The 25576-nt window shown below is 57.8% G+C and carries 20 protein-coding genes; 4 read left to right on the top strand and 16 right to left on the bottom strand.

The genetic code is table 11. The features are described 5' to 3' along the window. Positions 1-10 precede the first annotated feature (10 nt). The 3 genes from iolG to BJ885_RS09795 form a co-directional block, all read right to left on the bottom strand. The gene (iolG, locus tag BJ885_RS09805; protein WP_038417345.1) at positions 11-997 is read right to left on the bottom strand and encodes an inositol 2-dehydrogenase; all 987 of its coding nucleotides are present in this window, start codon (positions 995-997) and stop codon (positions 11-13) included. A 301-nt stretch (positions 998-1298) separates the two neighbouring features. Beyond that, positions 1299-3224 (bottom strand): 3D-(3,5/4)-trihydroxycyclohexane-1,2-dione acylhydrolase (decyclizing), encoded by a 1926-nt coding sequence (gene iolD / locus BJ885_RS09800; RefSeq protein WP_121931834.1) that lies wholly within the window; start codon positions 3222-3224, stop codon positions 1299-1301. A gap of 11 nt (positions 3225-3235) precedes the next feature. Continuing rightward, positions 3236-4741 carry a CoA-acylating methylmalonate-semialdehyde dehydrogenase gene (locus tag BJ885_RS09795; protein WP_121931833.1) on the bottom strand — a complete coding sequence of 502 codons (1506 nt, stop codon included), beginning with the start codon at positions 4739-4741 and terminating at the stop codon, positions 3236-3238. A gap of 292 nt (positions 4742-5033) precedes the next feature. On the opposite strand from BJ885_RS09795, the gene BJ885_RS09790 reads away from it, so the two are divergent. After that, complete coding sequence (locus BJ885_RS09790) at positions 5034-5864, top strand: MurR/RpiR family transcriptional regulator (RefSeq protein WP_121931832.1); 831 nt, start codon at positions 5034-5036, stop codon at positions 5862-5864. 57 nt (positions 5865-5921) lie between these two features. Here BJ885_RS09790 and guaA read toward each other — a convergent pair whose 3' ends face one another. Next, on the bottom strand, positions 5922-7499 hold the full coding sequence (guaA, locus tag BJ885_RS09785; protein ID WP_006811514.1) for a glutamine-hydrolyzing GMP synthase: 1578 nt from the start codon (positions 7497-7499) through the stop codon (positions 5922-5924). A 67-nt stretch (positions 7500-7566) separates the two neighbouring features. Continuing rightward, positions 7567-9033: an IMP dehydrogenase gene (gene guaB, locus BJ885_RS09780; protein WP_023333022.1), complete on the bottom strand. Its 1467-nt coding sequence runs from the start codon at positions 9031-9033 to the stop codon at positions 7567-7569. 159 nt (positions 9034-9192) lie between these two features. Here guaB and xseA point away from each other — a divergent pair, with 159 nt between their 5' ends. The 3 genes from xseA to BJ885_RS09765 are packed head-to-tail and all read left to right on the top strand — an operon-like array spanning position 9193 to position 11995. Continuing rightward, entirely contained in the window at positions 9193-10566 is a 1374-nt protein-coding gene (xseA, locus tag BJ885_RS09775) for an exodeoxyribonuclease VII large subunit (protein ID WP_121931831.1), read from the top strand. 58 nt (positions 10567-10624) lie between these two features. Then, complete coding sequence (locus BJ885_RS09770; RefSeq protein WP_029741664.1) at positions 10625-11644, top strand: M4 family metallopeptidase; 1020 nt, start codon at positions 10625-10627, stop codon at positions 11642-11644. Then, positions 11645-11995 (top strand): protealysin inhibitor emfourin, encoded by a 351-nt coding sequence (locus BJ885_RS09765; RefSeq protein WP_024908659.1) that lies wholly within the window; start codon positions 11645-11647, stop codon positions 11993-11995. It begins immediately after the preceding gene. On the opposite strand, the gene BJ885_RS09760 is transcribed toward BJ885_RS09765, so the two are convergent. From BJ885_RS09760 to pbpC, 11 genes are all read right to left on the bottom strand, one after another. Beyond that, a complete protein-coding gene (locus BJ885_RS09760; protein ID WP_121931830.1) occupies positions 11992-12213 on the bottom strand; it encodes a zinc ribbon domain-containing protein in 222 nt (73 codons plus the stop codon). The genes BJ885_RS09765 and BJ885_RS09760 overlap by 4 nt on opposite strands. 55 nt (positions 12214-12268) lie before the next feature. Then, positions 12269-13813, bottom strand: coding sequence for a peptide MFS transporter (locus tag BJ885_RS09755; RefSeq protein WP_029741661.1), 1545 nt, complete (start codon positions 13811-13813; stop codon positions 12269-12271). 299 nt (positions 13814-14112) lie between these two features. After that, the gene (der, locus tag BJ885_RS09750) at positions 14113-15585 is read right to left on the bottom strand and encodes a ribosome biogenesis GTPase Der (protein WP_023308811.1); all 1473 of its coding nucleotides are present in this window, start codon (positions 15583-15585) and stop codon (positions 14113-14115) included. A gap of 112 nt (positions 15586-15697) precedes the next feature. Further along, positions 15698-16876 carry an outer membrane protein assembly factor BamB gene (gene bamB, locus BJ885_RS09745; RefSeq protein WP_008502135.1) on the bottom strand — a complete coding sequence of 393 codons (1179 nt, stop codon included), beginning with the start codon at positions 16874-16876 and terminating at the stop codon, positions 15698-15700. A gap of 10 nt (positions 16877-16886) precedes the next feature. Beyond that, positions 16887-17507, bottom strand: coding sequence for a YfgM family protein (locus BJ885_RS09740; protein ID WP_048976611.1), 621 nt, complete (start codon positions 17505-17507; stop codon positions 16887-16889). 13 nt (positions 17508-17520) lie between these two features. Continuing rightward, positions 17521-18795 (bottom strand): histidine--tRNA ligase, encoded by a 1275-nt coding sequence (gene hisS, locus BJ885_RS09735; RefSeq protein ID WP_121931829.1) that lies wholly within the window; start codon positions 18793-18795, stop codon positions 17521-17523. A gap of 80 nt (positions 18796-18875) precedes the next feature. Continuing rightward, positions 18876-19994, bottom strand: coding sequence for a flavodoxin-dependent (E)-4-hydroxy-3-methylbut-2-enyl-diphosphate synthase (gene ispG / locus BJ885_RS09730; RefSeq protein WP_023308814.1), 1119 nt, complete (start codon positions 19992-19994; stop codon positions 18876-18878). A 26-nt stretch (positions 19995-20020) separates the two neighbouring features. Further along, entirely contained in the window at positions 20021-21034 is a 1014-nt protein-coding gene (gene rodZ, locus BJ885_RS09725) for a cytoskeleton protein RodZ (protein ID WP_029740679.1), read from the bottom strand. Positions 21035-21327: 293 nt separating this feature from the next. Beyond that, positions 21328-22494, bottom strand: a complete 1167-nt coding sequence (locus BJ885_RS09720) for a bifunctional tRNA (adenosine(37)-C2)-methyltransferase TrmG/ribosomal RNA large subunit methyltransferase RlmN (RefSeq protein WP_014171168.1) — start codon at positions 22492-22494, stop codon at positions 21328-21330. A gap of 169 nt (positions 22495-22663) precedes the next feature. Further along, entirely contained in the window at positions 22664-23095 is a 432-nt protein-coding gene (ndk, locus tag BJ885_RS09715) for a nucleoside-diphosphate kinase (protein WP_003860625.1), read from the bottom strand. A 156-nt stretch (positions 23096-23251) separates the two neighbouring features. Then, on the bottom strand, positions 23252-25576 hold the full coding sequence (gene pbpC / locus BJ885_RS09710) for a peptidoglycan glycosyltransferase PbpC (RefSeq protein ID WP_121931828.1): 2325 nt from the start codon (positions 25574-25576) through the stop codon (positions 23252-23254).

The raw sequence follows: 25576 nt of genomic DNA, 5'->3' as shown, positions 1-25576 counted from the left end.
GTTGTTGTGTTTAGAGGACGATCTCGCGCTGGCTGCGCAGTGACTCCAGCGCTTTATCCGCAAGGTACAGCGCACGTTCACCATCATCGCCGCTGCAGTCAGGCACCGCTTCGCCGCGCAGGACCGCAACAAAGTGTTCCCATTCCGCGGCGTAAGCGGATTTGTAGCGCTGCAGGAAGAAGTGTTCCGGCAGCGCGCTGGTGCAGCCCTGTTTGCCGTAGTGCTGCACCTGGTTTTCAAGAATGTTGCCCGCGCACAGCAGCCCTTCGGAGCCGTGCAGCTCCAGGCGCTGGTCGTAGCCGTAAGATGAACGGCGGCTGTTAACGATGGTCGCCATCGCGCCGGAGGCGTATTTCAGAACGATAAACGCGGTATCGATATCCCCCGCCTCGCCAATCGCCGGATCCACCAGGTTGCTGCCCTGGGCATACACCGACACCGGCTCTTCGCCCATGATGAAGCGGGCCATGTCAAAGTCATGAATGGTCATATCGCGGAACATGCCGCCGGAGACGCGCACGTACTCCGCAGGCGGCGGAGACGGGTCGCGAGAGATGATCAGCAGCGATTCCGGTTTGCCGATGCGCCCGGCCTGGGCGTCGGTTTTCACGCGGCGAAACTGCGGGTCAAAGCGGCGGTTAAAGCCAATGAACAGCGGTACGTCGTACTCTTTGACTACCTTCAGGCAGTCGCGCACGCGGGCGAGGTCAAGGTGTACCGGCTTTTCGCAGAAGATGGCCTTGCCGTGGCGGGCGGCCATTTCAATCAGATCCGCGTGGGTATCGGTGGCGGAGGCAATCAGCACGGCGTGAACGTTAGGGTCGGTCATCGCCTCGTTCAGGCTCTGCTGGCGGGCCTGATACTGCGCGGCGAGACGGGTGGCAAATTCCTGATTCGGGTCAACCACGGACCAGAGCGTGGTCGCGCCGTGGCTGGCGATGTTAGCTGCATGTACCTGGCCAATTCGGCCAGCGCCCAGTAAAGCAATGTTAAACATAACGGCTCCCGGTGTTGGTGAATGCTGTGAACTAACGACCCTATAAATAAAACATTTATTTCATTTTTATAAATAGTGAAAATTATGTTTTTGAGTGTGGGTTAACACTTTTGAGATGAATGAGATAAATTTTGTTATCAATCTCACAACATGGAAGGACGTGCGGCAACTCCCCTCACCCCGGTCCTCTCCCCAATGGGGCGAGGGAGAAAAGCGCGCACCAAACTATACCCTCTCCCCTTTGGGGAGAGGGTTAGGGTGAGGGGAAAATGAAATGAAAATTTCGTTACGAAGAGAAAACTCAATACTGGCGGGCTTTTTTCACCTGCGCCTGCGTTTGCTCAGCGGCCTCACGCACGGCAGAAGAGTCCGCCACCTGCGCGTCACCGGTTCGCCACCACGAGGCGTAGTCGTGGGTCATGGTCTTCGGCAGCACCTTGATGTCCAGCAGCGTCGGGCCCGGATGTGCCCGTGATGCCTCCAGCGCCGCCAGCAGGCTTTGCTCATCGTTCACCCGCCACGCCCGGCAGCCGTAGCTTTCCGCGTTTTGCGCAAAGTCGACCTTCACCAGCGGCCCGTCAAGCCGCCCGGTTTCCGGGTTGCGCCGACGGTTTTCCGTGCCAAAGCTGCCCATGCCGTGCCCCATCTGCAGGTTGTTAATGCAGCCGAAGCTGGCGTTATCAAACAGCAGAACGGTGATCTTAATACCCTCCTGCACGGCGGTTTGCAGCTCGGAGTGCAGCATCATGTAGGAGCCATCCCCCACCATGGCGTACACCGGCAGCTCGGGTCTGGCGAGCTTCGCGCCGATGGCCGCCGCAATCTCGTAGCCCATGCAGGAGTAGCCGTACTCCAGGTGATAGCTGTCCGGCGTTTTGACCTGCCAGAGGCGCTGTAAATCCCCCGGCAGCGAACCGGCCGCGCCCACCACAACGGCGTTATCTTCAATATGCTGGTTGATCAGCCCCAGCACCCGCGTCTGGGTCAGGCGGGTGTTGAGCGTCTCGCCGTATTCCGCCAGCTGCGCATCCAGGTGCCCCGCCACTTCGGGCGCGTCGTCAGGACGCCACTGGCGGTCCCACAGGCGGCGGCACTCGTCGCGCCAGGCGGACTTCGCCCCGGCGATCGCCTCTCCCCAGCCGCTGCGGTAACCCCCGAGCGCGTGGGTCAATGCCTGCAGCCCGGTTTGGGCATCGGCAATCAGCGCGGTGGCGTCCAGCTTCAGGGCGTCAAACTCGGCCACGTTCAGCAGCAGGAATTCGACGTCCGGGTGGGAAAAGAGCGCCTTGGAGCCGGTAGTAAAGTCGGTCAGGCGCGTGCCGATGCCGATCACTAAATCCGCCTGCGGTGCGAGCTGGTTGGCGGCCATTCCGCCCGTTACTCCTACGCCGCCCAGGTTAAGTGGGTGGTCACTTACCAGCGCCCCCTTTCCGGCCTGGGTTTCGGCAAACGGCAGCCGCAGCGTCTCGACAAACTCGCGAAACGCCTCATGCGCGCCGGAATAGCGCACGCCGCCGCCGCACACCACCAGCGGGCGACGCTTGCGGGCGATCAGCGCCCGCGCCTGCGCCAGACGCTGCGGATCGGGCGGACGGCGCTCGATGTGGTGCACGCGACGCGCGAAGAAGCTCAGCGGGTAGTCCCAGGCTTCCCCCTGCACGTCCTGCGGCAGACAAATGGTCACCGCGCCGGTATTGGCGGGGTCAGTAAGCGTTCGCATCGCGCTTAGCATCGCGCTCATCAACTGCTCGGGGCGGTTGATGCGGTCCCAGTAGCGGGAGACCGGACGGAAGCAGTCGTTGGTGCTGATGCTGAGATCGTGATACTGCTCGATCTGCTGCAGCACCGGGTCCGGCTGGCGGCTTGCATAGATATCGCCCGGCAGCAGTAAAAGCGGGATACGGTTTGCGGTGGCGGTTGCCGCCGCCGTGACCATATTGGCGGCGCCCGGTCCGACGGAGGAGGTGACGGCAAAAATACGCTGGCGGCGGTGCTGTTTGGCGAATCCCGTCGCCATATGGGCGATACCCTGCTCGTTGCAGCCCTGCATGATGTGCAGATGACCGGGGTCCTGCTCCAGCGCCTGGCCGATACCGAGCACGTTGCCGTGACCAAATATGGTGGCGACGCCCTCCACGAAGGGCGTTTCGTTGCCGTCTACGCTAACGTACTGTTGATTAAGGAACCGGACCAGCGCCTGGGCCATGGTCATACGTTCGGTTTGCATAAAACCTCCTGTCAGCCCAGCGTCGGCATGGAGAACGCAGCGCCTGTCTCCTGCTGCATTTCCGGCCAGCGCGCGGTGATGGTTTTCATTCGGGTGTAAAAGCGCACGCCGTCGTTGCCGTGGACGTTGAGCGCGCCAAAAATCGAGCGCTTCCAGCCGCCGAAGCTGTGGAACGCCATCGGCACCGGGATCGGCACGTTGACCCCCACCATGCCCGCCTGCACCTCTTCGCAGAAGCGGCGCGCGCAGCCGCCGTCGCGGGTGAAGATCGCCGAGCCATTACCATATTCATGGCGGTTAATCAGATCCACCGCGCTGGCGTAATCTGCTACGCGCACCACAGAAAGCACCGGACCGAAGATCTCTTCTTTATAGATGGTCATCTCAGGAGTGACGTTATCGAACAGCGTCGGCCCGACGAAGTAGCCCTGCTCGTGGCCCTTCACGCTGAAGCCGCGACCGTCCACGCGCAGTTTTGCTCCCTGCGCTTCCCCGCTGTCGATGTAGCCCAGCACCTTGCTGCGATGCGCGGAGGAGATGAGCGGCCCCATTTCGTTTTCCGGCGACTGGTCCAGGCCCGGCCCGACGCGCAGCGCGGCAATCTGTTTCTCCAGCCGGGCGCAGAGGTCATCGGCGGTTTTATCCCCCACCGCCAGCACCACCGAGAGCGCCATGCAGCGTTCCCCCGCCGCGCCGTAGGCCGCGCCCATGATGGCGTTGGTCGCCATCCCCATGTCGGCGTCCGGCATCAGGATGCAGTGGTTTTTCGCGCCGCCCAGCGCCTGACAGCGCTTACCATGGGCGGACGCGGTCTGGTAAATGTATTCCGCAATCGGCGTGGAGCCGACAAAGCTCACCGCCTGCACGCGCGGGTCGGTCAGGAGCACATCAACGGACTCTTTATCACCCTGCACCACGTTGAACACGCCGTCCGGCAGGCCGGCCTCTTTCAGCAATTGCGCCAGCGCGAGCGCCAGAGAAGGATCTTTTTCCGACGGCTTCAGCACGAAGGTGTTGCCGGTCGCCAGCGCAATCGGGAACATCCACATCGGCACCATCGCCGGGAAGTTAAACGGCGTGATCCCGGCGCAGACCCCGAGCGGCTGCATCAGCGAGTGGCTGTCGACGCCCGTGCCGACGTTCGCCGAGTGTTCGCCCTTTTGCAGATGCGGAATGCCGCAGGCAAACTCCACCACCTCCAGGCCGCGGGTCAGTTCGCCCACCGCGTCGGAGAAGACCTTGCCGTGCTCTTCGCTGATGATGCGGGCCAGGCGATCCATGTTCTCCTCCAGCAGCGCCTTGAAGCGGAACATCACGCGCGCGCGCTTCAGCGGAGCATGGCGCGCCCAGGCCGGAAACGCCTGCTGCGCGGCGGCAATCGCCTGCTCCGTTTCCCGCGCCGTACTCATCACCACCTGGCGGATCTGCTCGCCGGTGGCCGGGTTGAAGATCGCCTGAACGCGCTGGCCTGAACCGGTGACACATTCGCCGTGAATAAAATTCGCTACCGTCTCCATCCTTAACCTCTCGCTGTTGATACGTGACTGTTACCTGAACACTGTGTACTGGACACTATATATGAAACAAATATTCCATTTTAAGTTGAAATAAAATAAATGATGATTATTGTGATCAAGGATGGATTTTTATGTTAACAGGCAACAACACTGACACCGCGTGCGCTATTAAGGAATTTCGGGCGAGGAAATGACTGAAGTTTCTGTTTCATTTTTGCTGCCAGATGGATGGCCGACATTTAAAAGACGCGGTTTTGCGTTTAGAATCATAAGACTGTATTTGGGGGATAAGATGACGACAGCAACCAGCCTGAACGAACTGCAGCAGCAAATCCGCGATCGCTACGATAGCCTCAGCAAGAGGCTGCAGCAGGTCTCCCGCTATGTGCTGGACAACACCAACAGCGTGGCCTTTGATACGGTTGCCGTCATTGCCGAGCGCGCCGACGTGCCGCCCTCGACGCTGATCCGCTTTGCCAACGCCTTTGACTTCACCGGCTTCAACGAAATGAAACAGCTGTTTCGCATGAACCTGGTGGAGGAGACCGCCAGCTACAGCGACCGCGCCCGGCTGTTCCGCGAGATGGAAAGCGAGGCCGTGCCGGAAACGCCGCTCGATATCCTGCAAGAGTTCGCCCGCTCGAACGCGCAGGCGCTACAGCAGCTGGCCGCCCGCGCCGAACCGGATATGCTGGAGCGCGCGGTGCAGCTGCTGGCCGACGCCGACACCATCTATATTGCCGGACTGCGCCGCTCCTTTAGCGTCGCCGCGTATCTGACCTACGCCCTGAGCCACCTCGAGTGTCGCCCTATCCTGCTCGACGGCATGGGCGGCATGCTGCGCGAGCAGATCAGCCGCATTAAGGCGCGCGACATTGTGGTGTCGATCAGCTTCTCGCCGTACGCGGAAGAGACGGTGATGGTCAGCGAAACCGCCGCCAGCGTTGGCGCGCGGCAGATCGTGATTACGGACAGCCAGATAAGCCCCCTGGCGACGTTCAGCGATCTCTGCTTTGTGGTGAAAGAGGCGCAGGTGGATGCGTTCCGGTCACAGTCGGCGACGCTGTGCCTGGTGCAGTCGCTGGTGGTGGCGCTGGCGTATCGGTTGGGAGAGGGGAAGTAAGGCAATAAAAAAACCCCCTGCACAGGCAGAGGGTTTGGTTGTTAATTCAGCGGGAAATCATTCCCACTCAATCGTAGCCGGTGGCTTACCGCTGATGTCATACACCACTCGGGAAATACCGTTCACTTCGTTGATGATGCGGTTAGACACGCGGCCTAAGAAGTCATACGGCAGGTGCGCCCAGTGCGCGGTCATGAAGTCGATGGTTTCCACCGCACGCAGGGAAACAACCCAGTCGTACTTACGGCCATCGCCCATTACGCCGACGGAGCGAACCGGCAGGAACACGGTGAACGCCTGGCTTACCTTGTTGTACAGGTCAGCTTTGTGCAGCTCTTCGATGAAGATCGCGTCCGCGCGACGCAGCAGGTCGCAGTACTCTTTCTTCACTTCGCCCAGCACGCGCACGCCCAGACCCGGACCCGGGAACGGGTGACGGTAGAGCATGTCGTACGGCAGACCCAGTTCCAGACCGATCTTACGCACTTCGTCTTTGAACAGCTCGCGCAGCGGTTCAACCAGGCCCATCTTCATCTCTTTCGGCAGACCGCCCACGTTGTGGTGAGATTTGATGACGTGTGCTTTACCGGTTGCAGAGGCCGCGGATTCGATCACGTCAGGATAGATGGTGCCCTGCGCCAGCCACTTCACGTCTTCCAGCTTCAGCGCTTCTTCGTCGAACACTTCCACGAACACGCGGCCGATGATCTTACGTTTCGCTTCCGGATCGTTCTCGCCTTTCAGCGCGTCCAGGAAGCGCTGCTCGCCTTCCACGTGAACGATGTTCAGACCGAAGTGGTCGCCGAACATGTCCATAACCTGCTGGGCTTCGTTGAGACGCAGCAGACCATTGTCCACGAAGACGCAGGTCAGGTTTTTACCGATGGCGCGGTGCAGCAGCATCGCGGTCACGGAGGAGTCCACGCCGCCGGAGAGGCCGAGGATCACCTTGTCATCGCCAACCTGCTGGCGGATACGCTCAACGGCGTCGTCGATGATTTTAGCCGGGGTCCACAGGGCTTCACACTGGCAGATGTCACGCACGAAGCGCTCCAGCATGCGCATACCCTGACGGGTGTGGGTCACTTCCGGGTGGAACTGCACGCCGTAGAAGCGTTTTTCTTCGTTCGCCATGATGGCAAACGGGCAGCTTTCGGTGCTGGCAACGGTCACGAAGTCAGACGGGATGGCGGTAACTTTGTCGCCGTGGCTCATCCACACGTCCAGCAGCGGTTTACCGTCTGCGGTCAGGGAGTCTTCGATACCGCGCACCAGCGCGCTGTCGGTGACGACTTCTACCTGTGCGTAGCCAAACTCGCGCTCGTTAGAGCCTTCGACGTGGCCGCCCAGCTGCATTGCCATGGTCTGCATACCGTAGCAAACGCCGAATACCGGCACGCCAGCTTCGAACACGTACTGCGGCGCGCGCGGGCTGTTCTCTTCGGTGGTGCTTTCCGGGCCGCCGGACAGGATGATGCCGCTTGGATTGAATTCGCGAATCTGTGCTTCCGTGACATCCCACGCCCACAGCTCACAGTAAACGCCCAGTTCACGTACGCGACGCGCCACCAGCTGAGTGTACTGAGAACCGAAGTCCAGGATGAGAATGCGATGTTTATGAATGTTTTCCGTCATTGACGCTAATTCCGAGGCAAGTGAAACAAAAACAGAGCGCCCGGCAGAAGCCGGGCGCGGAAACTTATCAGGAGCCCAGACGGTAGTTCGGGGACTCTTTGGTGATCGTCACGTCGTGAACGTGGCTTTCCTGGATACCCGCACCGCTGATGCGTACGAATTCCGCTTTAGTACGCAGCAGGTCAATGGTACCACAGCCGGTCAGACCCATACAGGAGCGCAGGCCGCCCATCTGCTGGTGAATGATCTCTTTCAGACGGCCTTTATAGGCAACGCGACCTTCGATACCTTCCGGCACCAGTTTGTCTGCGGCGTTATCGGTCTGGAAGTAACGGTCAGAGGAACCTTTGGACATCGCGCCCAGGGAGCCCATACCGCGGTAAGATTTGTAAGAACGGCCCTGGTAGAGTTCGATTTCACCCGGAGATTCTTCGGTACCGGCCAGCATGGAGCCTACCATTACTGCAGCTGCACCCGCGGCGATCGCTTTGGCGATGTCGCCAGAGAAGCGGATACCGCCGTCAGCGATAACCGGAATACCGGTGCCTTCCAGCGCTTCAACTGCGTCAGACACAGCGGTGATCTGCGGAACGCCCACGCCGGTGACGATACGGGTAGTACAGATAGAGCCAGGACCGATACCCACTTTCACCGCGCTGCAGCCAGCGTCAGCCAGCGCGCGAGCGCCTGCGCCAGTGGCCACGTTGCCGCCAATGATCTGCAGGTCAGGGTATTTGGCACGGGTATCACGAATACGCTGCAGAACGCCTTCGGAGTGGCCGTGAGAGGAGTCAATCAGCAGGACGTCAACGCCCGCAGCAACCAGCGCGTCAACGCGCTCTTCGTTACCGGCACCTGCGCCAACCGCAGCGCCAACGCGCAGACGGCCATGCTCGTCTTTACAGGCGTTAGGCTTACGTTCTGCTTTCTGGAAATCTTTAACGGTGATCATGCCGCGCAGGTGGAAGCTGCTGTCAACAACCAGCGCTTTTTCAACGCGTTTTTCGTGCATTTTTGCCAGCACCACGTCGCGGGTTTCACCTTCGCGAACGGTAACCAGACGCTCTTTTGGCGTCATATAGACGCTGACAGGCTGGTTCAGGTCAGTCACGAAACGCACGTCACGACCGGTGATGATACCGACCAGTTCGTTCTCTTCGGTCACAACCGGGTAACCGGCGAAGCCGTTACGTTCGGTCAGGGCCTTCACTTCGTGCAGCGTGGTAGTTGGCAGAACGGTCTGTGGGTCAGACACGATGCCGGATTCATGTTTCTTCACGCGGCGAACTTCTTCGGCCTGACGTTCGATAGACATGTTTTTGTGAATAAAGCCAATGCCACCTTCCTGTGCCAGGGCGATAGCCAGGCGCGCTTCAGTCACGGTGTCCATTGCCGCAGAGAGCATAGGAATGTTCAGGCGAATGGTTTTCGTCAACTGCGTGCTGAGATCGGCAGTATTCGGCAGAACGGTGGAGTGAGCGGGAACGAGGAGGACGTCGTCAAACGTCAGTGCTTCTTTAGCGATACGTAGCATGGGCAATATCTCTGACCTGGGTGGTTAAATATTGCCGTGGCATTATACAGAGCGTAACCGATTGCATCCACACTTTTTTAAAAAAAATGCTTGCGCTCCCCTCTCAGCAGGTTACTATCGACTGAATAACTTGCTGATTTAGAATTTGATCCCGCTCACATGTTATCCTCTCAATCCCCCTCAATTTATACTGTCAGCCGCCTTAATCAGACGGTGCGTTTGCTGCTTGAGCAGGAAATGGGGCAGGTCTGGATCAGCGGTGAGATCTCTAACTTCACGCAGCCGTCCTCCGGTCACTGGTACTTTACCTTAAAAGACGACACCGCCCAGGTGCGCTGCGCGATGTTCCGCAACAGCAACCGCCGCGTGACGTTCCGCCCTCAGCACGGCCAGCAGGTTCTGGTGCGCGCCAATATTACCCTGTATGAGCCGCGCGGCGATTATCAGATTATCGTCGAGAGCATGCAGCCTGCGGGTGAAGGCCTGCTGCAGCAGAAGTATGAACAGCTAAAAGCAAGGCTCTCTGCCGAAGGGCTGTTCGACCAGCAGTACAAAAAGACGCTGCCCGCCCCCGCCCACTGCGTTGGGGTCATCACCTCGAAAACCGGTGCGGCACTGCACGATATTTTGCACGTGCTGAAGCGTCGCGACCCTTCCCTGCCCGTCACCATCTATCCGACCGCTGTTCAGGGTGACGATGCGCCGGGACAGATAGTTCGCGCCATTGAGCTGGCGAACGCCCGTCAGGAGTGCGACGTATTAATCGTCGGGCGCGGCGGGGGTTCGCTGGAAGACCTGTGGAGCTTTAACGACGAGCGCGTGGCGCGAGCAATCTTTGCAAGCCTTATCCCCGTGGTGAGCGCCGTCGGCCACGAAACGGACGTGACGATAGCCGATTTTGTGGCGGATCTGCGTGCACCTACCCCGTCCGCGGCGGCGGAAGTGGTCAGCCGCAACCAGCTGGAGCTGCTGCGTCAGATTCAGAACGGCCAGCAGCGCCTTGAGATGGCGATGGATTACTTCATTGCCAACCGTACCCGCCGCTTTACCCAGCTTCATCATCGACTTCAGCAGCAGCACCCGCAGCTGCGTCTGGCGCGTCAGCAGACCGTGCTTGAGCGCCTGCGTCAGCGCATGAGCGTTGCGGTGGACGCGCAGCTCAAGCGCGCGGTATCGCGCCAGCAGCGCGTAACCCAGCGCCTGAATCAGCAGAACCCGCAGCCGAAAATTTATCGCGCGCAAACGCGGATCCAGCAGCTGGAGTATCGTCTTGCGGAGACTGTCCGCGCCCGACTGAGCACCACCCGCGAACGTTTTGGCAATGCGGTGACCCATCTTGAAGCGGTCAGCCCCCTCTCCACGCTGGCGCGCGGCTATAGCGTGACGACGGCGACGGACGGAAAAGTGCTGAAGCAGACCAAACAGGTAAATACCGGCGATGTGCTAACGACGCGTCTTTCAGACGGCTGGGTAGAAAGCGAAGTGAAATCAATTAAACCGGTGAAAAAGACGCGTCAGCGTAAAACCGGATAATTCTTCGCCGGTTACTTACTATACTGCTGCTATTCCCTTTTTTAATAAGGAGAGCAGCATGCCCCATCTTCATAGCGTTATTCCCCCTTATATTCTTCGTCGTATTATTGAAAGCGGTTCCGAGCCGCAGCAGCGCTGTGCCCGTCAGACGTTAACTCATGTCCAGACGCTGATGGCCCACATGCCCGGCAAACCCGCCGCGCCGCACGTGAATAAAGCCGGACAGCTGGAGCGCGATATTTACGACGCGAAGCAGACCCAGGAGCTGCCGGGTACCCAGGTGCGTTACGAAGGCCAGCCGTCGAACGGCGATGTCGCGGTGGATGAAGCCTATAACTATTTAGGTATCACCCATGATTTCTTCTGGAAAGAATATCAGCGTGATTCGCTCGATAATAAAGGGCTTATTTTGACCGGCACCGTTCACTATGGCCGGGAATATCAGAACGCCTTCTGGAACGGACAGCAGATGGTATTTGGCGACGGCGACGGAGAAATATTTAACCGCTTTACCATCGCCATCGACGTGGTGGCGCACGAGCTGAGCCACGGCGTGACCGAGACCGAAGCCGGGCTTATCTATTTTGAACAGTCGGGCGCGCTGAACGAGTCTCTGTCGGACGTGTTTGGCTCGCTGGTCAAACAGTACCATCTGAAGCAAACCGCCGATAAAGCTGACTGGCTCATTGGTGAAGGGCTGCTGGCGAAAGGGATCAACGGCAAAGGGCTGCGCTCGATGTCTGAACCCGGCACCGCCTATGACGATCCTCTGCTTGGCAAAGACCCTCAGCCTGCGCACATGAAAGATTTCATTAAAACGCGCGAGGATAACGGCGGCGTGCACCTGAACTCCGGCATCCCCAACCGGGCATTTTATCTGGCCGCGACGGCGATCGGCGGCTACGCCTGGGAAAAAGCGGGTTATGCCTGGTACGACACGGTTTGCGATCGCAAACTGGCGCAGGATGCGGATTTTGAGGCCTTCGCAAAACTGACGATCGCGCACGGAGAGAAACGCTCCGGCAGCGACGCTGCTGCGGCCATTAAACAAGCCTGGGAACAGGTGGGAGTGTTGTAAATGCAGGTTCCGGAACTGACGGATGACGCCGTGGTTGAGCTGGCCCGGGAAGGCGGCGTCGCTTTTATTCCCAAGCTGAGCGGACAGCGCACCATCGCGCTCTCCTCGCTCAATGAAGCCCAGCGCCAGCGCCTGGTTAGCATCCTGGAGCAGGCTTTTCCACGCGGCCAGCCGCCGGGGCAAGCCTCTTCACCCGGCAGCGGCGACCAGCGCTATTTCCGCATCCAGATTATCTGGACCGGGCAAAATCAGGCGCACTACGCCGATATCATCGTGCTGGTGCCCGAGCAGGAAGCGCCCGAGTCGCTGGTCGAGCTGTGGAAGAAAGGCGAAGGCTGCGTCTGCGATTAACCTTCGGCCCGAACAAACTCCACGCGTTTTTTAGAGATAAGGCCGTGGCCGTTCTGGCAGAAATAGTCCACCGCCCCGCAGGCCTTTAATACCTGGAGTGGCTGATGGCAATCCGGGCAGCGGGCTTCAAGCGCAATGTCTTTATTACAGCTGTCGCAGTGCGCCACCCCGTTCAGGGGCTCCAGCTGTGCCTGGCAATCCGGGCAGGTAATCGACATATTCTCTCCTGTTGGGTTTTACCGGGGCATAACGCCGCCCCGGCAAGATCGAGGTTTATGAGGCGTTAGCTGCCGGTTTAGTCTGCGCATTTTCCAGCATGCGGCGCACCGGAACAATGAGGACGATCAGTACCGCAGCACAGATCAGCAGCGCGATGGAGCAGCGAGCAAAGAGATCCGGCAGCATATCCAGCTGATCGGCCTTCACGTGGCCGCCGATCAGGCCCGCCGCCAGGTTACCCAGCGCGCTGGCGCAGAACCACAGCCCCATCATCTGGCCGCGCATTCTTTCCGGCGCAAGCAGCGTCATGGTCGCCAGACCAATCGGGCTCAGGCACAGTTCGCCGAGCGTCAGCATCAGGATGCTGCCCACCAGCCAGAACGGCGACACGCCCGCCCCACCGCTGCTCAGCACGTTCTGTGCCGCCAGCATCATCAGGCCAAAGCCCGCCGCCGCACACAGAATACCGATAACAAACTTGGTGATGCTGCTCGGGCGAATGTTTTTGCTCGCGAGCTTCGGCCATGCCCAGCTAAACACCGGTGCCAGCAGGATGATGAACAGGGCGTTAATCGACTGGAACCACACCGCCGGGATTTCAAAATCACCAATCATGCGGTTAGTGTAGTCGTTGGCAAACAGGTTGAATGAGGTTGGCTTCTGCTCAAACGCGGACCAGAAGAACGCCGCGGAGATCAGCAGAATAAAGCAGACCAGCAGCCTGGCGCGCTCTTTACGGTTCAGCCCCGCAAAAACAAACAGATAAATGAAGTAGAGGGCAACGGACGCCGCAATCACGTAGACCAGCACGCTGGCTACCGCGACCGGGTTAATCACAATCACGCCCTGCGCAATCAGCGTCACGATCGTTGCCACGCCTGCCGCCAGCGCCAGCAGCCAAACGCCCACGCCGTTACGCTTCACCACCGGACTGTTCCAGGTGGAGTCGAGGCCAACTTCACCGTCATAGCGCTTCATTGCCGGAACGGCAAACACGCGGAAGATAATCAGCGCCACCAGCATCCCGATGCCGCCAATACCAAAGCCCCAGTGCCAGCCGTGGGTTTTGATCAGCCAGCCGGAAATCAACGGCGCGATGAACGAGCCCATATTGATGCCCATATAGAACAGCGAGAAACCGCCGTCACGACGCGCGTCACCTTTTTTATACAGGGTGCCGACCATCACCGAGATACAGGTCTTAAACAGCCCGGAGCCAAGCACGATGAACATCAGGCCGATAAAGAACAGGTTGTTCCCCATTACCGCAGAGAGCGCGATTGACAGGTGTCCTAGCGCAATCAGGATCGAACCGTACCAGACGGCTCTCTGCTGACCGAGCCAGTTATCGGCCAGCCAGCCGCCCGGCAGCGCGGCCAGGTACATGGTACCGGCAAAGATACCGACAATCGCCGAGGCGTTTTCACGCGCCAGGCCCATCCCGCCGTCATAGACGGTGGCGGCCATAAACAGGATCAGTAACGGACGAATGCCGTAAAACGAGAAACGCTCCCACATCTCGGTGAAGAACAGGGAACCGAGCGGATACGGATGGCCGAAGAACGTTCGGCTCTCTTTTTGATTAACAGTGGATTGCATAATTCTCCCGAAAGGTATGTCGTCGTGCTTGTAAACACCAGCAGGTACGCCGGCCAGTTACGTATCTGGCCGATTTTTTACATGCGGCGAAAAGTTAGTTAACCATTTGATAACCAGGCGCTAGTTTTGTCTAGTACCGGACCCTGGACTTTAAGATGAAAATTCGACAATTGTCTACTTTCTTAGATTTAAACTTGGTTAAAAGTGAATAGTGATTGACTTCACACAGAGAAAACCGGCTGTATGATTGGGCAAAAAAAACCCGCGATAAACGCGGGCTTTCGTGAAGCAGGCAAAGCTTATTTGCTTTTCTTAATGTGCTTAATCAAACGCTTACGCTTACGCATCTGGTTTGGCGTCAGGGTGTTGCGCTTGTTGGCAAACGGGTTTTCCCCTTCCTTAAACTGGATACGGATAGGCGTGCCCATTACGTCCAGCGATTTACGGAAGTAGTTCATCAGATAGCGCTTGTAGGAATCCGGCAGGTCTTTCACCTGGTTGCCGTGAATTACTACGATTGGCGGGTTATAACCACCGGCGTGGGCATATTTCAGCTTCACGCGACGGCCGCGCACCAGCGGCGGCTGATGGTCTTCTGCAGCCATGTTCATGATGCGGGTCAGCATCGCGGTGCTCTGACGACGGGTGGAGCTGTCATACGCTTCACGTACGGATTCAAACAGGTTACCCACGCCGCTGCCGTGCAGCGCAGAGATGAAGTGCACGCGGGCGAAGTCGATAAAGCCCAGACGGAAGTCGAGGGTCTCTTTCACCTGCTCGCGCACTTCATTGCTCAGGCCATCCCACTTGTTGACCACGATAACCAGTGAGCGCCCACTATTGAGGATAAAGCCGAGCAGAGAGAGATCCTGATCGGAGATACCTTCGCGTGCGTCGATGACCAGCAGCACTACGTTGGCATCTTCGATCGCCTGCAGGGTTTTGATAACGGAGAATTTTTCCACCACATCGGTGATTTTCCCGCGCTTACGCACCCCGGCGGTGTCGATGAGGACATACTCACGCTCATCGCGCTGCATAGGAATGTAGATACTGTCACGGGTGGTGCCCGGCATGTCGTAAACGACCACGCGCTCTTCACCCAGAATACGGTTAGTAAGCGTAGACTTACCTACGTTTGGACGACCCACGATAGCCAGCTTGATCGGCAGATCCTGCGGGTTGAAGTCGTCTTCAGGCTCTTCTTCGCCCTCTTCTCCGTCTTCGAACTGCGCCCAGTATTCAGCGTCTTCGTCGACTTCTTCCGGCGGGTTTACTTCGTCAACCCACGGCAGCAGAACGGTTTCCAGCAGGCTGGTCACGCCACGGCCATGCGATGCCGCAATCGGGTAGATTTCACCCAGGCCCAGAGACCAGAAATCCGCGACGGCCTGATCGGCATCGATGCCGTCAGTTTTGTTCGCCACCAGGAAGGTCGGCTTTTCGCGTGAACGCAGGTGTTTGGCAATAGCGGAGTCCGCCGGCATCAGGCCAGCGCGCGCATCCACCATAAACAGCACCACATCCGCTTCTTCAATCGCCAGCAGCGACTGTTCCGCCATGCGGGTTTCGACGCCGTCTTCCGTGCCGTCAATACCACCGGTATCAATACAGATGAACTCGCGTCCTTCCACCTCTGCACGACCGTACTTACGGTCACGCGTCAGCCCCGGGAAATCCGCAACCAGCGCATCACGGGTGCGTGTTAAACGGTTAAAAAGAGTGGATTTTCCAACGTTAGGGCGCCCGACAAGCGCGACCACAGGTACCATGTTTGAAGCCTCATAAAATTCAAAATAACGTCGCTTTTGCGGCGTTTTTAAAAATGTCAAAACGGCTCCTGAGTGAACAGGAGCCGTTTAGTATACTACAACCGCCGGGTAATTAACGCGTGATCGCGTACAGCGTGCCGTCTTTTGCCTGAATCAGCAGCTTGCCGTCGGCCACAACCGGATCGGTCAGGAAACCAGAGCTGTCGACTTTTTGCTGTGCAACAAAGCGACCGTTATCCGGATCGATCCAGTGCATATACCCTTCGCTGTCACCGACTACCAGGCTACCGTTGTACAGCGCAGGCGCGGTCAGCAGACGGTGCAGCAGATCGCTTTGCGTCCACAGCGTGACGCCGCCTTCGGTGCTCAGCGCCAGCAGACGGTCGTTCTGATCGACCATATAGATGCGGTTGCCCTCAACGATGAAATCGTTCACAGAACCCAGCTCACGTTTCCACATAATCTGGCCGCTGCGCAGATCCAGCGCGGTCAGGTTGCCGTTATAGGCCAGCGCGTAAACCACACCGTTAACGATGACAGGCGTTGTGTCTACGTCGCTCAGACGGTCAATTTCCGTTGAGCCAGTGGCCTGAGAGATACGCTGCTGCCAGATCATCTGGCCCTGCTGCATCAGCACTGCGCTCACGCGACCGTTGTCACCGCCCACAATGGCAGCACCAAATGCGGTAGCCGGTGCGGATTCGCCGCGCAGAGAGAGCGCAGGCATATCCAGGTTAACGGTCCATTTCACCAGACCGTCAGCTTCGTTCAGCGCCTGCAGCTGGCCGTTGCTGGTATGAATCAGCACCAGGCCGTCGCTCACCACCGGACGAGACAGGGATTCACCCGCTACGGTTGTTTGCCAGGCAATAGAACCGTCGCTGCTGTTCAGCGCATAAACCTGCGCTTTTTCGCTGCCCACGTAGACATGGCCACCGGCAACGGTCAGACCGCCAGACAGGAGTGCAGGTTTACGGGAGAACCAGCCGTCTTTTTCCGCCAGGTTAACGGACCATACTTCTTTCCCGTCATCGGCGTTCACCGCTTTCACGGTACCTTTGCGGTCAGCGGCATAGACAACGCTGTCTGCATACGCCGGATGAAGGTTGGAATAGAAATCACCAATTCCATTGCCCACGGAGACATCCCACGCGGTGGATGGGGTAAACTGGTTTTCAACCGTCGGCAGTGGGGACATTTTCACAACGTCTTCTTCGCCACTGAACAGTGAACAACCACTCAATAACGTAACAGAAAGCAGTCCTGGCAGAAGTAATTTACGCAATTGCATCGGGTCCCTCTCAGACGGACAAATTATTTATTTTCATCTGCATCATTTCGCTCAGCGCAGGTGAAGCATTGCTCTCTACGCCAGCTTGCCACGCTTTACGCGCGCCCGCTTTGTCACCTTTGCTCAGCAGTGCTTCACCGCGCAGATCGGCAACGATGGCAGCAAAACCTTCGCCTTTGATGGTATCGAGCGTTTTCAGCGCATCGTCAGCTTTCTTCTGCTGAACCTGAATACGTGCCAGGCGCAGATTGATCACCGCTTTCAGGTTCTCATCGCTGGCCGCAGCAAGGCTCTGAGAGAGCTGTGCAGCGGCTTTATCCAGTTCGTTCTTATCAACGTACTGCTGAGCCACTTCCAGCGCAGCCAGTGCACCGTAGGTGTTTTTGTTGTCAGCCGCAAATTTTTCTGCCGCAGTCAGCGTTTGCGGCTGATCGGCACGAATTGCGCTAACGGTAGTTTCATAAGACAGTGACGCGCCGCGCGCGGAATCCGCCTGATGATTGTTCCAGTAACGCCAGCCCACCAGCGCACCGACACCTAAAATAACCCCAACAACCAGCGCTTTGCCGTTTTCAACAAAGAAGCGTTTAATCGCGTCGACCTGATCGTGTTCGTTCTCGTAAATTTCCACGCAGTCCTTCTCCTTAGCCCAATAGAGTGCGCAAGTGCGCCGCAACGCCGTCCTGCGTTACCGTTGTCTGTTCACCAGAGCGCAGGTCCTTCACCACCACTTCGCCGTTAGCCACTTCGGACTCGCCCAGCACCAGTGCAATACTTGCGCCCCACTTATCGGCACGAGCAAACTGTTTTTTGAAGTTGCCGCCGCCATGGTTGGTCATCAGCTTAACGCCCGGCACCGCATCGCGCACGCGTTCGGCAAGCTGCATCGCCGCAGACTGCGTTTCCGCGCCTGAGGCCACCAGGTATATATCGACAACGGAATCTGCTTTAAATTCCGGATTAACTGCCTGAACCAGCAAAACAAGTCGCTCAAGGCCCATCGCGAAGCCAACAGCAGGCGCTGCGCGACCGCCAAGTTGCTCAACCAGACCGTCATAACGGCCGCCCGCACAAACGGTGCCCTGAGAGCCGAGGCTGGTGGTCACCCACTCAAATACGGTACGGTTGTAGTAGTCCAGACCGCGCACCAGGCGCTGGTTCACGGTATAGGCGATGCCTGCCGCTTCCAGCAGCTTGCACAGGCCCGCGAAGTGTTCGCGAGATTCTTCATCCAGGTAGTCACCCAGCGCAGGCGCATCGTTCAGCAGTGCCTGAACATCCGCGTTTTTGGAATCCAGAACGCGCAGCGGGTTACTGTACATGCGACGTTTGCAGTCTTCGTCCAGCTTCTCTTTATGCTGTTCCAGGAACGCCACCAGCGCATCGCGGTAGTTAGCGCGTGCTTCCAGAGAACCGATAGAGTTCAGCTCAAGGGAAACGTGATCGGCGATACCGAGGGCGCGCCACCAGCGGGCGGTCAGCATAATCAGTTCGGCGTCAATGTCCGGGCCCTGCAGGCCAAAGACTTCCACACCCAGCTGATTGAACTGGCGATAACGACCTTTCTGAGGACGTTCGTGGCGGAACATCGGGCCGATATACCACAGGCGCTGCTCCTGATTGTACAGAAGACCATGTTCGATGCCGGCGCGTACGCAGCCCGCCGTCCCTTCCGGACGCAGGGTCAGGCTGTCGCCGTTGCGGTCCTCAAAGGTGTACATCTCTTTTTCAACCACGTCGGTGACTTCACCAATCGCGCGTTTGAATAACGGGGTCTGCTCTACAATCGGCAAACGGATTTCGCTGTAACCGTAGCTGCCGAGCACCTGCTTCAGTGTGCCTTCAATGCGCTGCCAGATGGCGGTTTCGCCAGGCAGATAATCGTTCATGCCGCGGATGGCTTGAATGTTTTTTGCCACGTTTATTCTCTTTCTATATACAAAAAAAACCCAACGAATGGGTTCAATCATACATGGGAAGCGGCACGCTTCCCATCACGTTATTTTTCAACCTGCTGAACGCTGATACGCTGTGTTTCGTCCATCATGGCGGCTTTGGCGCGGATGCGGGCTTCAAGCTGGTCGATCATGTCGCTATTATCCAGACGATCTTTACGAACGCCATCTTCATAGAGACCACTTTTCTTGTTACCGCCGGTTACGCCCAGAGTTGACACCAGCGCTTCACCCGGACCGTTTACCACGCAGCCGATGATGGAGACGTCCATCGGGGTGATAATATCTTCCAGACGCTGCTCCAGGGCATTCACCGTCCCGATCACATCAAACTCCTGACGTGAGCAGGTTGGGCAGGCAATGAAGTTGATCCCACGCGCGCGAATACGCAGTGATTTCAGGATATCGAAACCGACTTTGATCTCTTCGACCGGATCGGCCGCCAGCGAGACGCGCAGGGTGTCACCGATCCCTTCAGAGAGCAGCAGTCCCAGACCGATCGCGGATTTAACAGAGCCGCTGCGCAGGCCTCCCGCTTCGGTGATCCCGAGGTGCAGAGGCTGGTCGATCTGCTTTGCCAGCAGACGATAAGACTCTACCGCCAGGAACACGTCGGACGCTTTTACGCTGACTTTGAACTGATCGAAGTTAAGACGATCGAGATGATCGACATGGCGCATCGCGGATTCGAGCAGCGCCTGTGGCGTCGGCTCGCCGTATTTTTCCTGCAGGTCTTTTTCCAGGGAACCGGCGTTAACGCCGATACGGATAGGAATATTTTTATCGCGGGCGCAGTCCACAACCATGCGGATACGCTCTTCGTTACCGATGTTGCCCGGGTTAATGCGCAGGCAATCAACGCCGTATTCGGCCACTTTCAGTGCGATGCGATAGTCGAAGTGGATATCAGCCACCAGCGGAACGCTGACCTGCTGTTTGATCAGTTTGAACGCCTCAGCGGCATCCATGGTCGGGACGGAGACGCGAACAATGTCCGCACCTACACGTTCTAATGCTTTGATTTGATTGACCGTCGCTTCCACATCGGTGGTGCGCGTATTGGTCATCGACTGAACGGCGATAGGTGCCCCATCGCCGATTGGCACATTCCCAACGTAAATCCGTTTCGATTTTCTACGTTGAATCGGAGCCTGGTTATGCATGAAAAATCTCCCGCGTTGCCCGTCTGTTACTGTGCTGCTGATTGTTCGGCATTAACGGTAAGACGTGCAACCTGGTTAGTTCTGATAAAGCGGCTCAGGTCGACAGGTTTTCCTTGATACTGGATCTGTACCGCTGCCGGAGCGCCGATTTTAAGTTTATAGGGAGCCTGGCCGGTTAGGTTTAACGTGCCATCTTTACGCTGCAGGCCGCTGAACAGTTTTTTACCTGTCGCGTCAGTCACTTCCAGCCAGCAGTCGGCGCTGAAGTTCATCACCAGTGCGTTGGGATCGGCTGCTGTCGCCGTACCTGCCGGGCTGGTTGGCAGATTCGCTGCGCTATTGTCTGCAGGCTGAGTAGCCGCAGGCGCGTTCGCCGCAGTATCAACATTAGCCTGAGAAGGGGCAACAACCGCGTTTTGATCTTGAGCCTGCGGCGCAGCGGTGTTAGCCGTTGCTACCGGAGCCTGTGCAGCATCGGTCGCCGACGCGTCTGGCGCTGCGGTCTGTGGCTCGCTTGAGGAAGCTGCGCCGTCGGTATTCAGCGGCACGCTCTGACCGTTCTCACTTCCGGCCTGGTTGAGTTCGGCGGAGGATTGATCGGCCATAGTAGTAATCTCTTCCTGCTGGGCCTTGTGGTTTTGCCACCACCATGCGCCGGTCAGACCGATCACCACAAACAGCACCAGCCAGGTAAAGCTCATCAGCCAGCCATCGCGTTTTTTACGACGTTTCCCCAGGGAGAAGGTCTGCATCGGCGCAACTTTCGCTGCACGGACCGGTGCCTGCTTCTCCATCATTGGCAGTAATTCGTTTTCGGGGATATGCACCAGTTTTGCGTAAGAGCGGATATAACCGCGCAAGAACGTTGAAGCCAGATCGGCAGGTGCCTTATCTTCTTCAATATCGCGAACCGTGGAAACCTTCAGGCACAAGCGTTCCGCAACGGCTTGCTGGCTGAGTCCGAGTTGTTCACGGGCGTTGCGAAGACGAACGCCAGTGGAGAGTGCTTCATGTTGGTCGTGAGTGGCTTCAGTATTCATTCGCTACAACTACTGGTACGTGAAAAATAAGGGTTCAGGTGCCGGTGAGTCACAATGCCACCCGCACCGCGAAACTTCTGGTCAGTTAACCTTGAACAGAGAGTATAAGACTGTCAGCCCGGAGATGACAGTACAGCCCTGCCCGTACGGCTAAACTGTTGTTACGTCGTTACATACTGCCCGAAAGTCGGATGAAACGCACCGTAATTATTGTTCAGTCATCACGAATCTGACTGATTATTCAGTAAGAGTATGCTTCACGGCGCAGATAATGCGCCGTGAGTGCATAATAATCAAACAGCTTTAACCGCGATCGTCTCGCCCTGCATACGTTTACGCAGGGTACGTTTGGTACGGTCAATAACATCACCTGCCAGCTGTCCGCATGCTGCATCAATGTCATCACCACGGGTTTTACGCACGATGGTGGTGAAACCATACTCCATCAGCACCTTGGAGAAACGGTCGATACGGCTGTTCGAGCTACGGCCATACGGCGCGCCCGGGAACGGGTTCCATGGGATCAGGTTGATTTTACATGGCGTATCTTTCAGCAGTTCAGCCAGCTGATGTGCATGTTCGGTACCGTCGTTGACGTGGTCAAGCATCACGTACTCGATGGTGACGCGGCCCTGGTTGGCGTTGGATTTCTCCAGATAGCGACGCACCGCAGCGAGGAAGGTTTCGATATTGTACTTTTTGTTGATCGGCACAATTTCGTCACGAATTTCGTCGTTTGGTGCATGCAGGGAGATCGCCAGCGCAACGTCAATCATATCGCCCAGCTTGTCCAGCGCAGGCACAACGCCAGAGGTAGACAGCGTGACGCGACGCTTGGACAGACCAAAACCGAAGTCATCCAGCATGATTTCCATCGCCGGAACGACGTTGGTCAAGTTCAGCAGCGGCTCACCCATCCCCATCATCACCACGTTGGTGATAGGACGCGTACCGGTTACTTTTGCCGCACCCACGATTTTCGCGGCACGCCAGACCTGGCCGATAATTTCTGACACCCGCAGGTTACGGTTAAAGCCTTGCTGCGCGGTAGAGCAGAATTTGCACTCCAGCGCACAGCCTACCTGAGAGGAGACGCACAGCGTGGCGCGGTCTTCTTCCGGGATGTAGACGGTTTCAACGCGCTGATCGCCGACCGCAATCGCCCATTTGATGGTGCCATCCGCTGAGCGCTGCTCTTCCACCACTTCCGGTGCGCGGATTTCAGCCACTTCCTTAAGCTTGTTGCGCAGGACCTTGTTGATGTCAGTCATGTCATCAAAATTGTCGCTGCAGTAATGGTACATCCACTTCATGACCTGATCGGCACGAAACGGCTTTTCGCCCATCTCTTTAAAGAACTCGCGCATCTGCTGACGGTTCAGATCCAGCAGGTTGATTTTTCCATTTTTATTGGGAACCGCAGGAATGGCGACTTCGGAGGTATTCACTAATTCAGACATAATATTTTCCGGCCTCGTTGTTACACGTTATGGCCCATGGAGGGTTGAATAGAAACGCCCCGGAAAGCAGTCTGCTCGTCCGGGGCGTTGCATTGTACAAAGTCTGGCGCAGGGATGCCACGTCTGGACGCGGCATTTACGAAAATAATGTGTAAACGAAACCGTTAAATTAACGGGTGCGTGGACACACTTCGCCTTCTGCGAAGAAGAAAGCGATTTCGCGTGCAGCAGATTCAACAGAGTCAGAACCGTGGGTGCCGTTCTCGGTGAAGCTGTCCGCATAGTCAGCGCGCAGAGTACCTGCCAGCGCGTTGTCCGGGTTGGTTGCGCCCAGCAGATCGCGGTGACGCTGTACTGCGTTTTCGCCTTCCAGCACGGATACCACGATTGGACCGGAGGTCATGAACTCAACCAGGCCGTCAAAGAATGGGCGACCTTCGTGCTCAGCGTAGAAGCCGCGAGCCTGCTCAACGGTCAGGTGCAGCATTTTGGTGCCAACAATTTTGAACCCTGCTGATTCAAAGCGAGCGAAGATGCTGCCAATAACGTTTTTTGCCACCGCGTTTGGTTTGATGATGGAAAAAGTACGTTCAATAGCCATGATAACCTCTGTCAATGTTCTGTTGTTTTGCATACCTGAGTATGGTGTGGCGCGGATTATAATGAGCAATAGCGCCATTGCCTATGGATTCAGGTAACATTTTTTTAAAATAAGACGAGTTTTAGCAACAGCTCACATCTGAAAGCTGTTTTCAGATCACTGCAGCGTAAAATTCACCGTCGCGACCTGCCCGGTCTCATCCATAACGAGTAACTGATAATCGCCCGATTTATCAAGCAGTAATGTGTAAACTCTTCCCTTCACATTCAGCGGTTCACCGTTCAAAAACCACCAGCGCTCACCGCTATTGCCGGTCGCCTGAAGCGGCAGCGAAACGCGGGATTCCCCCGGCAGACGTTTGATGACGGCCCCTTCGCGCACGCCTGTCAGGATGAGTGGCGCAGGTGCGTCCTGCGACAGCGGAGGACAGGTGGTTGATGAAGGAGGGACCCGTACCGCACGACGCTCGGTCGCCGGCAGCCAAGGCTCCAGCGGCAGCGGCCAGACATCAAGGACTTTTTCAGTTGCATCAGGGCAATCTGCCGCCACGCGTTTACCCGTTTTATCCAGCCAGACCGGAAAACGAATGCCGCGTATCCCTTCCTGTTCGGGCAATAGCAGCGTGGGCGGCTCACTCCCTTCCAGCAGCCAGGTCGACAGGCGACGCCGACAGTTTTCACTCCCTTCCGGCAGCGACTGGCCTCCCGGCCAGCAGATCACGCCCCGCCCGACGCTCTCCGGACGCGGGTCGCGCGGCAGGCGGGCCTCGTCTACCGTTGAGCGCGACTGAAGCAGGTTATTGACCTGGTTTAATAGCGGAACCGCGCTGGCGAAACCAAACTGCCCCGCTACGGGCGTGCCGTCCGGTCGTCCGGTCCAGATGCCAATCACGTAACGGGCATTCAGACCGATAGCCCAGGCATCGCGGTAGCCGTAGCTGGTGCCGGTTTTCCACGCCAGCGGCGCGATCTGCGGTAACGCATTATCCGGCAGCGGCTGCGCCTCGTTCGCCAGAATACGGCGAATAATCCACGCCGAGCCTTTCGACAGCAGCGGACGTTCAATCAGCGGATCGCCCGGCTGTAACCGCAGCCTTCCCGCCTTACCGTGTCGGGCAAAGGCGCTGTAGGCAGCGGCGATATCGGCCAGCCGCGCGCCTGCCCCGCCGAGGATCAGAGAAAGATTTGGCTGCGCCCCCGCGGGCAGGATCAGCGGCAATCCCGCGTTGCTCAGCATCCCGGCAAACCGTTTTGGCCCGTAGGCTTCCAGTACCTGTACCGCGGGCAGGTTGAGGGAGCGCACCAGCGCTTCACTCATGCTGACCGGTCCGTGGAACCCGCTATCAAAATTCCCTGGGCGATAATCACCGGTTTTTCTGGGAACGTCCTGGAGCAGCGAGGCGGGATGGATCAGGCCATCGTCCAGCGCCATACCGTAAATAAAGGGCTTTAACACCGATCCCGGGGATCGGATCGCATTGACCATATCCACGTGGCTGAAACGCGTGTCATCGTTAATATCCACCGAGCCGACCCAGCCACGCACTTTCATATCGGTGTGATCCACGACGATCATCGCCAGCGAGCTGCGTGCCGGCAGGCGAGATTTCCAGTTCATCGCCAGTTCTTCCAGTTGCCGCTGTAGCCCGGCATCCAGCGTGGTGACAATTTTAGTGTCGCGGCTTTTGCCTAGCATCATGCGTGCAAAGAGCGGCGCCAGCTGCGGCATCTGCCGGGGCGCCAGCCATACCGATTCCTCCCGTGATTCTATGACCTGCTTCGCGGACCAGACGCCCTGCGTTACCATGCGGTCTAGCACTTTGTTGCGCGCCGCCTCGGCCCGGTCAGGCCAGCGGTCCGGACGTAAGCGGCTGGGTGCCTGCGGCAATACCGCCAGCAGCGCCGCTTCGGAATAGCTGAGCTGCGACGGCGGTTTGCCAAGATAGGTCCAGCTTGCCGCCCCGACGCCCTGCAGCGTGCCGCCAAAGGGGGCACGGTTGAGATAGAGCGTGAGGATATCGCGTTTAGAGAGGTGCCACTCCAGCTGCATCGCCCGCCAGAGCTGACGAATTTTACCGCCAAAGGTGCGCGGATGCGGGTCCAGCAGGCGTGCCACCTGCATGGTGAGCGTACTGCCGCCAGAGACGACTTTGCCAGAACTGAGATCCTGCCAGGCGGCGCGCAGAACAGAGAGCGGGTTTACGCCAGGATGATCCCAGAACCAGCGATCTTCGTACTGGATCAGCGCCTCAAGATAGCGGGGAGAGACCTCTTCAATCGTAACCGGATAGCGCCAGATACCGTCGCTATCGGCAAAACGCCAGAGCGGCGTGCCCTTCTCATCCACCACCACCCGGGCGGGGTTAACCTCTTTCAGAGGCAACGGCCACAGGCGGTCGGCGGCGACGATCAGCCCCCATAAAACGAGAAGCGCTCCCGCCAGCCATAGCCAGCGGGAGCGTGTCAGACGTGCCATTCGCAT

The sequence above is a fragment of the Enterobacter sp. WP_7_1 genome, assembly GCF_003688535.1.
Taxonomy (GTDB): Bacteria; Pseudomonadota; Gammaproteobacteria; order Enterobacterales; family Enterobacteriaceae; genus Enterobacter; species Enterobacter asburiae.
This window is presented reverse-complemented; position numbering and strand designations above follow the sequence as displayed.